This window comes from Gemmatimonadota bacterium (assembly GCA_016712265.1).
Classification (GTDB): Bacteria; Gemmatimonadota; Gemmatimonadetes; order Gemmatimonadales; family Gemmatimonadaceae; genus RBC101.
Genome location: JADJRJ010000029.1, coordinates 1 through 12,947 on the forward strand (window position 1 = coordinate 1; position 12,947 = coordinate 12,947).

At 66.8% G+C, this 12,947-nt stretch carries 16 protein-coding genes; 14 read left to right on the forward strand and 2 right to left on the reverse strand.

Annotation, left to right across the window (positions count from 1 at the left end; genetic code table 11):
• Nucleotides 1-497: 497 nt before the first annotated feature.
• The 4 genes from IPK85_13815 (at nucleotide 498) to IPK85_13830 (ending at nucleotide 4,358) form a co-directional block, all read left to right on the forward strand.
• Nucleotides 498-959 (forward strand): hypothetical protein, encoded by a 462-nt coding sequence (locus tag IPK85_13815; protein ID MBK8248465.1) that lies wholly within the window; start codon nucleotides 498-500, stop codon nucleotides 957-959.
• 308 nt (nucleotides 960-1,267) lie between these two features.
• Nucleotides 1,268-1,633: a hypothetical protein gene (locus tag IPK85_13820; protein ID MBK8248466.1), complete on the forward strand. Its 366-nt coding sequence runs from the start codon at nucleotides 1,268-1,270 to the stop codon at nucleotides 1,631-1,633.
• On the forward strand, nucleotides 1,620-2,351 hold the full coding sequence (locus IPK85_13825) for a hypothetical protein (GenBank protein ID MBK8248467.1): 732 nt from the start codon (nucleotides 1,620-1,622) through the stop codon (nucleotides 2,349-2,351). The genes IPK85_13820 and IPK85_13825 overlap by 14 nt, the downstream gene beginning before the upstream one ends.
• A 549-nt stretch (nucleotides 2,352-2,900) precedes the next feature.
• Entirely contained in the window at nucleotides 2,901-4,358 is a 1,458-nt protein-coding gene (locus IPK85_13830; protein MBK8248468.1) for an Ig-like domain-containing protein, read from the forward strand.
• 79 nt (nucleotides 4,359-4,437) lie between these two features.
• On the opposite strand, the gene IPK85_13835 is transcribed toward IPK85_13830, so the two are convergent.
• Nucleotides 4,438-5,454 carry a MoxR family ATPase gene (locus IPK85_13835; GenBank protein MBK8248469.1) on the reverse strand — a complete coding sequence of 339 codons (1,017 nt, stop codon included), beginning with the start codon at nucleotides 5,452-5,454 and terminating at the stop codon, nucleotides 4,438-4,440.
• Nucleotides 5,455-5,590: 136 nt separating this feature from the next.
• Nucleotides 5,591-5,905 carry a hypothetical protein gene (locus tag IPK85_13840; GenBank protein ID MBK8248470.1) on the reverse strand — a complete coding sequence of 105 codons (315 nt, stop codon included), beginning with the start codon at nucleotides 5,903-5,905 and terminating at the stop codon, nucleotides 5,591-5,593.
• A 335-nt stretch (nucleotides 5,906-6,240) separates the two neighbouring features.
• Here IPK85_13840 and IPK85_13845 point away from each other — a divergent pair, with 335 nt between their 5' ends.
• From IPK85_13845 to IPK85_13890, 10 genes are all read left to right on the forward strand, one after another.
• Nucleotides 6,241-6,531 carry an AtpZ/AtpI family protein gene (locus IPK85_13845; GenBank protein MBK8248471.1) on the forward strand — a complete coding sequence of 97 codons (291 nt, stop codon included), beginning with the start codon at nucleotides 6,241-6,243 and terminating at the stop codon, nucleotides 6,529-6,531.
• Entirely contained in the window at nucleotides 6,528-6,875 is a 348-nt protein-coding gene (locus IPK85_13850; GenBank protein ID MBK8248472.1) for a hypothetical protein, read from the forward strand. The genes IPK85_13845 and IPK85_13850 overlap by 4 nt, the downstream gene beginning before the upstream one ends.
• The gene (gene atpB / locus IPK85_13855) at nucleotides 6,872-7,834 is read left to right on the forward strand and encodes a F0F1 ATP synthase subunit A (protein MBK8248473.1); all 963 of its coding nucleotides are present in this window, start codon (nucleotides 6,872-6,874) and stop codon (nucleotides 7,832-7,834) included. Before IPK85_13850 ends, atpB begins: the two co-directional genes overlap by 4 nt.
• Nucleotides 7,835-7,995: 161 nt before the next feature.
• Nucleotides 7,996-8,271: an ATP synthase F0 subunit C gene (gene atpE, locus IPK85_13860; protein MBK8248474.1), complete on the forward strand. Its 276-nt coding sequence runs from the start codon at nucleotides 7,996-7,998 to the stop codon at nucleotides 8,269-8,271.
• A 93-nt stretch (nucleotides 8,272-8,364) separates the two neighbouring features.
• Entirely contained in the window at nucleotides 8,365-8,937 is a 573-nt protein-coding gene (atpF, locus tag IPK85_13865) for a F0F1 ATP synthase subunit B (protein MBK8248475.1), read from the forward strand.
• Nucleotides 8,938-9,480, forward strand: coding sequence for a F0F1 ATP synthase subunit delta (locus tag IPK85_13870; GenBank protein MBK8248476.1), 543 nt, complete (start codon nucleotides 8,938-8,940; stop codon nucleotides 9,478-9,480).
• Between the two features lie 85 nt (nucleotides 9,481-9,565).
• Complete coding sequence (locus IPK85_13875) at nucleotides 9,566-9,943, forward strand: cupin domain-containing protein (GenBank protein ID MBK8248477.1); 378 nt, start codon at nucleotides 9,566-9,568, stop codon at nucleotides 9,941-9,943.
• Nucleotides 9,940-10,920 (forward strand): NTP transferase domain-containing protein, encoded by a 981-nt coding sequence (locus tag IPK85_13880; GenBank protein ID MBK8248478.1) that lies wholly within the window; start codon nucleotides 9,940-9,942, stop codon nucleotides 10,918-10,920. Before IPK85_13875 ends, IPK85_13880 begins: the two co-directional genes overlap by 4 nt.
• Before the next feature lie 112 nt (nucleotides 10,921-11,032).
• Nucleotides 11,033-12,139 carry an NAD(P)/FAD-dependent oxidoreductase gene (locus IPK85_13885; GenBank protein ID MBK8248479.1) on the forward strand — a complete coding sequence of 369 codons (1,107 nt, stop codon included), beginning with the start codon at nucleotides 11,033-11,035 and terminating at the stop codon, nucleotides 12,137-12,139.
• 87 nt (nucleotides 12,140-12,226) lie between these two features.
• On the forward strand, nucleotides 12,227-12,787 hold the full coding sequence (locus tag IPK85_13890) for a DUF937 domain-containing protein (GenBank protein ID MBK8248480.1): 561 nt from the start codon (nucleotides 12,227-12,229) through the stop codon (nucleotides 12,785-12,787).
• Nucleotides 12,788-12,947: the final 160 nt, after the last annotated feature.

The following is a 12,947-nucleotide window of genomic DNA, read 5'->3' on the forward strand; positions in this document are numbered from 1 at the left end:
GCGTATTCGTTCTCTTCGAAGTTGCTCGCACTCGTGCTCGTGCCCACGGCCCTCCTCGCCCTGGGGCTACCGTGGCGGCGGCGGTGCAGCTAGCGGGCGACGGCCGCCGATCGATCCGTGGGTGTATGCGTCGCAGTTCTGGTACGTCGGGAACCCATTGGCACTCACGGCGCTCCTTGGCAGTGGCCGTGCAGGTGCTTGGGGGAACCGGTGGGTCGGCATGCTGCTATCCGTGCTGCTTCATCGCACTGGCGTCGGCGGGTCCGCTCGTCGGATTGAACACCTGCTGCTGCGCTTCGCGTCGGCACCCGAGATGTCGTTCTCAGAGTTCGACGGCTACGGGCGGCGGCTACGAGCTTCGCAGTGTTCATGCTGTACTGACGACCGTGGCTGTTGCCCACCGCGATGGCCTGGGCGGTATGGCCTCGAGGCCGGCGCCCCGGCGGACGTAGCCGTATGGACGCACTTCTTCGCGGCGGTGCGCCGGCCCGACGTGCATGACGGTCGTGGCTGGCGGGCCTGCCGTGGCCACAGGCGGCGCGGTCTTCTATCAGACCAACGTGCGGCAAGCCTGGGAAAGCAGCGACGCGAATGTCGCGTGGCGCGTGGACTACGAGCGTGCGTATCGTCGGTTGTTCGGCACGCCTCAGCCTTCGGTCTCCCACGTGGATATCGCGGTCGACTTCACCCCGAGGGCTCGGCGAGCTGACATCCGCGGCGCGCTCTGGAGGCAACCGCACGTCATCGGCCATCGACACCGTGTGGCTCACCATCCGACGCGAAGCGCGCGACGCGCGTCGCCGTGCGCGAAGGAACGCAGGTGCATCACGATCCGCGCTTCGGCGTGCGGGTTCGCGTTCGTGTCGCCGCTGCAGCCGGGAGACAGCACGACTATCGAGTACTCGTTCAGCATCGCGTCGGACGGAATTCGCGCCGGCGGCTACAACCCTGATGTGTGATCCAACGGCAGTTACGTCGCGATGCTCGTGGCGATGCCGTCGTTCGGCTATCGCGCTTCGTACGAATTGGGCGAGTCGCGCGAGCGCGCCCGGCGCGGCCTCCCACCCGCGTCGGCGGGTCTGTCGCCCCACGTGGCCATCGACTCTCTCACGCGCGTCGCTCGTGCCGAGGCGCAGCCGGATGCGTGGCTCACCTTGCGGGCCACGCTGTCCACACGTCCGGGCAGACCGCGCTCGGTCCCGGTGCGCTGGTCCGGTCGTGGAAAGCAGCGGACTGCAGCTATTTCGAGTACCGGGTGGACGACCCTATGCCGGCCCGCTTCGCGTTCACATCGGCGGAGTACGCGTTACGGCGCGACAGCGCGGACGGCGTGCTCGTGGAGTTCTGGCACCACCCGGACCACGGGCGCAATGCCGAACGCTTCGTGGGCGCGGCAACTGCGTCGTTGCGCATCTTCAACGCCCGCTTCGGCCAGTACCCGCACAAGAACCTACGACTCATCGAGGTCCCCGGTCGCTGGCCGTTCGCCGGATTCGCCCTGAGCGGCATGCTCATGTTCAATGAAGGCCGAGGTGTCCTTACCGACGCCCGCGACGACGACGGACCTCCTCACCCGACGCGTCGCGCACGAGGTGGCACATCAATGGTGGGGCTACGCCGTGAGTCCGCTTGAGGTACGGGGCGCCACGACGATCGTGGAGACGCTCGCCAAGTACTCGGAGCAGTTGGCGGTCGAGCACACGCGAGGCGCCGGCGCACTCCCGCAGCTCATCGCGTACGACCACGACCGCTACCTCTCCGGTCGGGTGTGGGACGCCGAACCGGAGCCGACGCTCGTCGAAGCGTCTGGTCAGGACTATCTCTACTACGGCAAGGGTGCTGCGGCTAGCCCATCGCTGCGCGGTGCGCTGGGCGACTCCGCCGTCGCGCGTGCGCTTCGCACACTCTTGGTTACGGAGGGAGGACCACACGGCGCAGCTACGGCGCCGCAGTTGCACGCGCTGTTGCGGTCAGAGGCGGTCACGGAAGGCGCTCGATCGCTGGTGGACGAGTGGTTCACCGAACGGGTGCTGTACGACCTGCGGGTGGACTCGGCATGGGTGGAGCCACGTCCCGACGGATATCTACTTCGCGCGGAGTTCCATGCCGTGCGGGTGCGGCTCACGGATGACGGCGAGCGTGACGCACCCGCTGAGGGACAGCGGTTCGACGTAGCGGTGCGCGATGGCGCAGACTCAGTCCTTCATCGGGGCACCGTGGTGGCGACCCGCGGCGGCGCGAGTCTGTCCATGGCGCTGTCTGCGATGCCGGGGTCGGTTGAGATCGATCCTTGGATCCGTCGTATCGACCGTGAGCGATCGAACAACGTGCGGCGAATCGTGCTCCGGTAGGCGCACAAGATCGGTCACGGGTGGCGAGGGTGCTACCGCGCGGGTCACTCAATTGGTTGGCCGGAGTGGCCGATTGGCCGTCGGCGCCGGAGTGGGCCGCTACGGGATTGCGCGTCGCGAGATGGGACAATCCCTTCCCGCGGACCGGAGGCGCTCCGCCAGCGCCGGCATCACCATGCGGCCTGGTCCCTGATCCGGTCAGTAGTCGGGGCTGAGACTCACGGGGTGCCCGGGGCAGTGAGACCTTGCCTCCGGGCATTCCCACCCGTGCTGTGCAGCGCCCTGAGGAGCCTCCACTCAGATCGACCTCACGCTCGCGGGAGTTGGGTGGCCTGCCTTGGTTCAGGAACGCGCGCTACGTCGTGAGAAGGGCTCGCGACGCTGCTGGCGGACAGGAACGGCGCATGTCAGTTTGGGTGCGTCTCTTGTCGAGGTGGCGACATGCACGCGGTATGGCGAAACGGCATGGTGTTTGGGGTGTGCAGCGCGGTGATGCTCACTGCCTGTTCACCGGATGCGCCAAGCGGTCCCTTGGGCGTGCCCCTTCCCATGCGTGCGATCCTCGACGGGGCGCGCGGAGGCGACCCCGGATTCTTCTGGTTGCCTCCCATCGTGCCGGTCCCCGGGAACAGCGGTCCCATCGACGAAACCGCGACGGTGGCGGTCGAGGTCGTTGAGCTGCAAAGCGGGCGCGTGGCGGCGAGGTTCGAGACAGGAGGAGGACCTGCGGGGCGCGTGTTCGTCGAGCGATCCATACCAGCCTACGTGGCGCGCTGGCAGACGACGCAATGCAACACCGGACCCTGCCGCATCCCGAGCAATCGCGTCTATCGGATGACGGTGGTCGTCACCCCTGCGGCGGGGGTGGGTCCCGCCTTCGTCGCTGGCTACGCGGATGCGTTTGTGGTCGCGCATCCGCGCGAGATCCCCGGGGTCGATCGCACGCGCTTCGTGCCGGTGGTCAATGGCGATGTCCTCAACGTTGCGTTTCGCATCGAGCACGGCATGTTGGGGAGTGTGCGCGTCTCGCCATCGAGCGCGAGCCTTACGGTGGGGCAGCAGCTCCAGCTGTCCGCCACGGCCAACGATATCAGTGGCCGTCCCTCAGCGATGGCGAGGCTCTTCTGGACGCACGATGTTGGTGTTGCCACGGTATCACCGACCGGCTTGGTCACGGCCGTCGGGCCGGGGGCCACGTGGGCGGTCGTGATGGTCGGTAGTCGGCGTGATAGCATGCTCGTGACCGTTGGAGCTGCGGCCGAGGTTGCCCCGGTACCACTGACGCCGGCGTCCGGTGTGCGCGTGTTACAGGACAATCCGCTTTCGGGGTGTAGCTATGATCCGGTGGCCGGCTATGGATTCGTCATGCCGCTGTCGTGGACCGCTGGCGTGGGCTTTATCCCCCTGATCGGACACGAGCTACGGGTCGAGCACCCAGCCACTGGGACCGTCCTCCTCAACGCGGTCGTCAACGGCACGAGCACGACGTTCGCGGCCTGCGGGCAGAAGGTGGACGCGGGGCGGCTGGACGGGTGGGAATTCCGCGTGCGCGCGCAGTACGCCGGCGGCTCGTTCGGTCCGTGGGGCACCGCGGCCTTCGGATTCCTCCCTGGCACGCCGAACGGCTTCGGCGATGTGACGCTGGATCCGCCAAACTACGGAGCAGGGAAGACACAGGTCTCCATCGCCGGAACCGTCGATCCCCTCACGAGTGCCACGGTCAGTCTCCAGTCTCGCACGCGCACTTGGACAACGGTGGTCACGGCGCCGATCGTGCAACTGTATCTTGGGGATGCAACGAACCAGGATGCTTACTACCGCGCCATTGGCGCACCGATCCTGGTGGGCATCATGGACCAGGGTAGCATCCGGTTCTGGCTGCAGAATCTGTTGTGGGATCCCACGTCATCAACGACGCCGGGTATCCAAACGGTACGTGCCATGAGTGCCGCCCTGGGCGGTGAGGTCACGGTGTCCCCGGGCCAGTCGGTGACGATCGTACCCTGACGCGCCGAGGGGCGCCACACACGGTGTGCGGCGCCCCTCGGTTTCGCCGGCGAGGTGAACGCCGGCCCGCTCGACCCGTCTAGGCGCCCTTGTACTGCGCCAGCACCTCTGTCACGAGTTTGTCCGCGGCGAACCCTTCCGCCTCGGCCTGGAAGTTCAGCACCAGGCGGTGCTTGAGCACGCTGTGGGCGACGCCGCGCACGTCGTCGATATCCGGGACGGCACGTCCCTCCATCGCCGCACGGGCCTTGGCGCCGAGCACCAGGTACTGCGAGGCGCGGGGCCCCGTCCCGTAGTTCACGTACTTCTTGATGTTCGGCAGCGCGGTGGGCTCCGACGGACGCGTGGAACGCGCGAGCCCCACGCAATACTTGATGATGGTGGGCGGGGCGGGCATGCGCCGCACGAGTTGCTGCAACTCGGCGACCTCGGCACCGGACAGCGCCGGCTCGACGATCTGCTCCTTCGCGCCGGTCGTCGTGCTGACGATGCGCTCTTCTTCCTCGAACGACGGATAGCCGACCTTGAGCTCGAACATGAAGCGGTCGAGCTGCGCTTCGGGGAGCGGGTAGGTCGCTTCCTGCTCGATCGGGTTCTGCGTCGCGAGGACGAAGAACGGATGCGGGAGGCGGTGCGTCTGGCCTGCCACGGTCACCGTCTTTTCCTGCATGGCCTGGAGCAGGGCGGACTGCGTCTTTGGCGGGGCGCGGTTGATTTCGTCGGCGAGGACGATGTTTGCGAAGACCGGGCCCTTCACGAACTTGAAGACGCGGCGACCGGTGGCGTGGTCTTCCTCGAGGAGTTCGGTGCCGGTGATATCGCCCGGCATGAGGTCGGGCGTGAATTGCACGCGCGAGAACTGCAGGTCCATCGCCTCGGCGAGGGTCTGGATCAGGAGGGTCTTGGCGAGGCCCGGCACGCCCACGATGAGGACGTGGCCACCGGCGAGGATGGCGCAGACGAGGTTCTCAACGACGTCGTGCTGGCCGACGATCTTCCGCCCGATCTGCTCCTTCAGTGTCTTGCGAGCCACCGCGAGTTTCTTGAGCAACTCGAGGTCACGCGCGTCATTCAGTCGTTCTGCGGAAGTCCCCACGACAGGTCAGGTTGGAGGTCCAAGGTCGGCGGAAGGTAATGGCCGTACCACGGGGGGATAAGAGCCGGGCCCGGTTGGCGGGCCGCTGGCAGGGGGAGGGGGCGCGTCGCGGGGCTCGCGCGACGGCGGGAGCCCGTCAGGGCAGGACGAACTTCGAGCGGTGCTCGATCGGGTGCGAGCTGCTCTTGAGGGACACGACAGCGACGAACTCGCCGTGGAGGTCCTCAGGGGCCCATTCGGCCTTGTAGACGATGGACTCCTCGCGCTCGAGGATGCGGTTCTGCATGGACTGGGTGAAGAGGCGTCCTTCGCTCCAGCGCCAGAGGACGCGCCCGACCGAGTCCTGGACCTCGAAGTCGTGGGTGAGGCCGGAGGGGAAGGCGACCTCGACCTTCTTGCCCGCCTCGTTCCGGACGCTGAGGGCGAGGGCGACCCCCTCGGTGACGTCCACGTCGACGGCGGAGGTGAGGGACCGGCTCCCCGATTCGGGCTTTCTGGCGTGTGCTTCGCCGACCGGCGGCCGAGGACCACACGCAGAGGCGGTCAGGGCAGCGAGGAGGAGGGCGGGGGCCAGTTTGGGGAGCACAGATCCGACGGGGGCGGGGTCACGAAACCGACAGGGGAGAACTTATCCACAACCTAACGAGAAGTCAATAGTTCGCAATGTGTAACCCTTTGGTCTCCATACGCTTGAGGCCGGGATGCTCACGTTGAGGATTGCTTATCCGATGGGTGGGAGGTTCGCTTGCGAAAAATTTCACAAAGTCCTAGATTCCGCCCCGGAAAATGCCCCTTGAGCCCCCCGGTTTTCGACCCCAGAAGGACGAGGCGGCGGACGCCGCCCGGGAGGCGCGAAATGGCTGGAAATACGCCGGAATTGGACTGCAGTTCGCGGGATCGATCCTGCTCTTCCTGTACGCGGGGCAGTGGGTCGATGCGCGGTTGGGGTCTGGGCCGATCGGGCTCATTCTGGGTGTGTTTGTGGGAGCGGGGGCCGCGTTCTTCAGCATGTATCGACGGCTGATGGCGGACCTGGCACGAGAGGAAGGGCGCCGGTCAGGGCGCGGCGGGTCATGAGTCGCGGGGCGCGGTTTGCGGGCACCAGCGTGGTGCTCATCGGGCTGGCCGGGGCGGTGCTCTGGATGGCCTACACGTTTGAAGCAGGGCGCCGGGCGGTGCTGGTGGCGGCGGTGGTGGCGCTGGTGGTGCAGGGGATCACCTGGGGGATCATTCGGCGGATGGGTCCTGCGCAGGTGATGGCGGCGTGGGGGGCAGGGGCGCTCGTGCGGGCAGTGGCGCTGGTCGCCTTTGCCGTGCTGGGGCCGCGGCTCGCCGGGCTTCCGCTGGAGCCGGCAGCAATCAGTTTGGCTGTGTTCTTGTTCGTGACGACGCTGGTTGAACCACTTTTCCTGAAGTCATGAGCGCACTTCGCTCCGTTGTTTTCGCCCTTGGGCTGGGCCTGGTCGCATCGCCGCTGGTGGCGCAGGAGCATGCGCCCGAAGGCGCCGCCGCCAAGGTCGACATCATCACCCCGCATATCACGGACGGCTACCACATGGAGCTGCCGTGGTTCGCCCCGCCGTTCTACAAGGAAATCTGCCTGGGGCGGCATGTCGGTGAACACGGCTGTGAGGCGCTCTGGCCGGACATCCACGTCGGCCCGCTGACGCTCAACCTCTCGCCGACCAAGCACGTCGTCTTCCTCTTTCTCGCAGCGTTCATCGTGAGCGCCCTCCTCATCGGGGCTGCACGGGCGCATCGGCGGCACACCCACGCCGTGGGTCGGCCGAAGGGCTTCGCGGCCGGCGTCGAGGCGATGGTGCTGTACATCCGGAATGAAGTCATCCTGCCGAACGTGGGCCATCACGGGAACGGCTTTGTCCCGTACCTGCTGACCTGCTTCTTCTTCATCCTCACGGCGAACCTGCTCGGGTTGATCCCCTACGGCTCAACGTCGACCGGGAACATCGCGGTCACGTTCTCGCTCGCCCTGATGACTTTCATCACGACCGAAGTCGCTGGGATGCGCGCGCTGGGCTCCGGCTACCTCAGCACGATCTTCTACTGGAACAAGGACCTGCCGATGGTGATGCGGGTCCTGATGCTCATCGTGGTGTCGCCGGTGGAGCTGATCGGCAAGTTCACCAAGCCCATTGCCCTCGCGATCCGTCTCTTCGCGAACATGACCGCCGGCCACATCGTGCTGCTCGCGTTTATCGGGCTGATCTTCACCTTCAATTCGTATGCGGTGGCGGTGGCGCCGGTCGCGATGGCGGTGGCGCTGTCCCTGCTCGAGCTGATGGTGGCGTTCCTGCAGGCATTCATCTTCACCCTGCTCTCGTCGGTCTTCATCGGGCTGATCCGGGAGTCGCACCACTAGCACTTCTGCACCAGCGCCGGCGGGCCCCATCCCGCTGGTGGCGTAGCCGGGCGAAGGTTCGGCGAAGGTCCGTTGAGGGGTGACCCTCACTGACGGACAGCGGCACACTGGCGGCCGCGGGAGGACCTGCCAGCACCATTTCACTACTCGGAGTTCTCGCAATGTCGATCTTCCCGTTGCTGCAGGCCGCTGCTGAAGGGGTCGCCAACAACAACACGGGCCTCGCCCTCATCGGTGCCGGCCTCGGCGCCGGTCTCGCCACGATCGGTGCCGGTCTCGGCATCGGCCGCATCGGTGGCCAGGCGGTGGAAGGAATGGCGCGCCAGCCCGAAGCGGCCGGCCGCATCCAGACCGCGGCGCTGATCCTCGCGGCCTTCATCGAAGGCGCCGCGCTGTTCGGCATCGTGATCGCGTTCCTCATCCAGGGCAAGTTCTAAGCGCAGCCAGCAGCAACCCGTTTCGCAGCTCCAGCCCCCAGCACTCAGCTTCCTGATGCTGGGGGTCCGGAGCGAACTCTTTCGATGATCCCCATGTTTCGCACGATCGTTGCCCTGGGTTCCCTCGCCCTGACGCCGACGCTGGCCCTCGCCGCGGAAGGCGAAAAGACCAACCTGCTGATGCCGGCCGGCGGCCTGATGTTCTGGACGCTGGTGATCTTCGTCCTGCTCATGGTCGTGCTGACGAAGTTCGCCTACAAGCCGCTGCTCGAGGCCGTCGAGGCCCGTGAGGCGGCCCTCGAGGCGGCCATCGCCAAGGCCCAGGCTGATCGCGAGGCGGCGTCCAAGCTGCTCGCCGACCAGCAGGCGGCGCTCGATGCGGCCCGCGCCGAGGCGCAGCGATTCATCGCCGACGGTCGCGCCACGGCCGAGAAGCTGAAGACCTCGATGCTCGAGGAGACGAAGACGCAGCAGCAGGAGATGCTCGACCGCGCGCGCCGCGAGCTCGAGAGCGAGAAGGTGCGGGCGATCGCCGAACTCCGCCGCGAGGCGGTGGACCTGGCCTTGGCCGGCGCCGGCAAGGTGATCGGGAAGAACCTGGACGACGCAAGCAACCGCAAGTTGGTCGAGGAGTTCCTGGCCTCGATTCCCGCGCAGGGCCGGTAAATGCGCGACGCAACGATCGCCCGCAACTACGCCGAGGCCCTGCTCGCGCTGGCGACCAAGGCCGGCGCGACCGAGGGATGGGGCTCCCTGATCGGTGGGCTCGCGGACGCCGTGGGGAGCGATGTCCGCCTCCAGAACTTCCTCGCGGCCCCGCAGGTTGCGGCGACGGACAAGAAGCGCGTCATCGAGAAGGCCTTTGCCGGCAAGATCCCACTGACGATGCTGCGCTTCGTTGGCAAGTTGATCGACAACCGGCGCCAGCTGCTCCTCGCGGAGATCGCCACGCAATACGCGGCGCTGGTGGACGCGCAGGCGGGGCGGGTGCATGCGCACGTGACGGTGGCGCGCGAGACATCGGACACGGAGCGGGCCGCGATTGCCGCCCAGCTCTCAGCGAAGCTTGGCAAGACGGTCGTGCCGCACCTCAGCGTGAACCCGGCGATCCTCGGTGGGCTCGTAGTCAAGGTCGGCGACACCGTGATGGACGGCTCGGTCCGGACGAAGCTGTCGCTGCTGCGCGGCAAGTTGGTCGCGGGACGCTGAGCGCTATCTCTCCAGCGCCAGTGAAGGGGCCCGGGAACGACACAGGGTCCCCGCGTCCGTGGGATAACCCGAAATCGGGAACGCCATGAGTGGACGAGTTCCGGTCAAGCGCGTCGAGAAGCCGTGGGGCCATGAGTTGATCTGGGCTCTCACGGACCGGTATTGCGGCAAGGTGCTGCATATCAAGGCCGGCCATTCGCTCTCGGTGCAATACCACGATGTGAAGGACGAGACCGTGCACCTCCTCACCGGGGAGATGCGCTACTGGGTGCAGCTGCCCGGGGATACCGAGCTGCGCGACCAGCGCCTGGTGACCGGGGACTCCTTCCGGATCACCCCCGGCACGGTGCATTACATGGAAGCCGTCACCGACTGTGACGTGCTGGAGGCCTCGACGCCGGAGCTGGATGACGTCGTGCGCCTCAAGGACCGCTACGGACGCGAGGGAACGAGCACACCATGAAGGTCATCATCCCGCTGGCGGGGAAGGGCACGCGCCTTCGCCCCCATACGCACATCACGCCCAAGCCGATGCTGAAGGTGGCGGGCAAGCCGGTCATGGACTACGTGATGGACGACGTCGCCAAACTCGGCAATGTCGACCAGGTCGTCTACATCACCGGGCACCTGAAGGACAAGGTCGAGGAGCACGCCCGCACGGCGTTCCCGATCCCGGGGGTCTTCATCGAGCAACAGGTGCAGGACGGGACCGCCGGTGCGGTCGCGCTGGCACGGCCGTATGTCGATGCACCGGTCCTGATCATCTTCGTGGACACGATCTTCGATGCCGATCTCTCCGTGGTCCAGTCGTCGGATGCCGACGGGATCATCTGGACCAAGGAGGTCGAGGACTACCAGCGCTTTGGCGTGGTGGTCACCGACGCCGACGGCTACATGACGAAGATCGTCGAGAAGCCGAGCACGCCGATCTCGAAGCGCGCGAACATCGGACTCTATTACATCAAGAACTGGAAGCTGTTGTATGAGGGGATCGACCACGTCCTCACGCAGCCCAAGAACAAGGGCGAGTACTTCCTGACCGACGCGTTCCAGTACATGATCGACCACGGGGCGAAGATCCAGGTGATCGACGTCGCCGGGTGGTACGATGCGGGAAAGCTGGACACGCTGCTCGAGACCAACCGCGTCGTGCTGGAAAAGGGGCGCGCCCGCAAGCCGGCCGGGATCGGCGGCACGATCGTCGAGCCGGTGTACATCGAGGACGGCGTGACGATCACGAACTCGGTGGTCGGGCCGAACGTGACGCTGGAGGCCGGGTGTGTCGTGGAGTCGAGCCGACTCTCCGATACGGTGGTCGGGCGCAAGACGCGTATCGCGCGGTGCGAACTGACCAATTCGCTCATCGGCGACGAGGTGGTGCTTGCCGGGGTGAAGGGCGAAGTCACGATCGGGAGTCATTCGGAGGTGAGGGCGGAGTAGGCTGACGGCCGGCGGCTCCTGGCCGGTGGCTGAGGCCTGAAGGCCAGGGCTTGTGCTGGAGCGCGGAGAGCACAACGATTGCCGTCTGCCGTCTCTCCCGAAATCGTGAACCGTGAACCGTTCTTCCGTCCTTGTCGTTGGCGCTGGACCGGCGGGGCTCGCGACGGCAGCTGAGCTCTCGCGATGTGGCGTGCCCTACCGACTGGTTGAGCGGGGGGACCGCATCGCGTGGGTCTGGGAGAACCTTTACGACTCCCTGGTACTTCACACCGGGAAGCACATGTCGGGATTGCCCGGCATGTCGATCGGTCGGCTGGGCGGGCTCTTCCCGACGCGCCTTGAGTTCGTCGAGTACCTCAAGGCGTACGCGAGAGCCAAGGGGATCGCGGCCGAGACGGGGCGTGAGCTCGTTCGGTTGGACCGGGAGGACGGCTGGCGCGCGACCTTTCGCGACGGCGAGGTGGCCGACGTTCAGCGGGTCGTCATGGCCACCGGGATTGTGACACGTCCCCGGATTCCTGTGCTGGAAGGACAGGAGCAATTCACCGGCCGCATCATGCATTCATCCGAGTACCGGCGCCCCGCTGGTTTCGAGGGGCGCCGCGTCACGGTGGTTGGGGTAGGCAACTCCGGCGGGGAGATCGGGAGCGAGCTGGCTCGGCACGGCGCGCAGGTCACGGTCGTCGTGCGATCGGGGCAAAACGTGGTGCCCAAGCAAATTGGCCCATTCCCCGCGCAGTACGTGCGCTACCTGGTCGGCAAGCTCCCTCGTGCCGCCCAGGAAGTCATCTTCGCCCGTGTCCAGAAGCGCATCGAACGGCGGTTTGGGCCGCCCGTGCTGCCGCGCTCCCCGCATTCCGTGCTCGATGCGATCCCGCTGATCGGGTTCAACCTCGTCGAGTGTATCCGGGAAGGACTGGTGCGCGTGCAGCTGGGGGCCATCCGCTCCCTGACGGCCACCGGGGTGCGGTGCACGGACGGGACGGAGATTCCCACCGATGTCTTGTTGCTCGCCACCGGGTTCGAGGCCGCGCTGGACGCGTTAGGCACGTCGGTGCGTCGCGATGGCAAGGGGTTCGCCATGCGCACGGACCGCGTGACGAGCGCCGACCACCCGGGGCTCTGGTTCGTCGGGCACAACTATGACCATACGGGCGGGCTGACCAACATCCGGCTGGACGCCCGCCTGGCGGCCGAGGCGATCGCGCGCGCGGGATGATCCGGGGGTGCCAAACGTCCCTCTGGCATTAGTTTCCCGTAATCACGTCACCTCGGCGTGAACGGACCTTTCCTCAGGCGGATGTAAATGAACATCACGGACCTCATCGCGCAGGCAGGGGGCCTGTCGTCGATCGCCCGCGAACTCGGTGTGAACGAGGCGCAGGCGGCGAGTGGGGCGGCGGCGCTTCTTCCCTCGATCATGGGTGGCTTCAAGAAGCAGGCGGCCGCGGCGGGCGGGGTTGAGGGGCTGGGCGGCGTGTTGGGCAAGTTGGGAGGTGCGGGGCTGCTCGAGAACCTGCTTTCGCAGAGCCCAACCGACGTGACGAAGGGCAACGACGTCCTTGGCCAGATCTTTGGCTCGAAGGAAGTCAGCCGCGCGGTCGCCCAGAAGGCCTCGGCGAGTTCGGGGCTCGATACCGGCCTCCTCAAGAAGATGCTCCCGATGCTCGCGATGGCCGCGGCCGGGATGATGGCCAAGTCGGCGGCGCCGGCGCAGCCGTCCAGCGGTGGTGGTCTTGGCGGGCTGCTCGGCGGGCTGCTCGGCGGCGGTGGTGGCGGCGCGATGGGTGGCCTGGCCGCGATGCTTGACCGCGACGGGGACGGAAACCCGCTCGACGACATCATGGGAATGCTCGGCAAGAAGTAGATGGGAATGTGGGCCCCGGCCAGCGATGGCCTGGGGCCCTCAACGGCCACGCGTGGTTGCGTCGACGCCACATCGAGCGGTTGTTACGGCGCGGCGAGCGGCGACGGTGGCTTTGATGGCGCTGCCAACGACATCGCGCGCGCCGGTTGCGTGGCGTGGG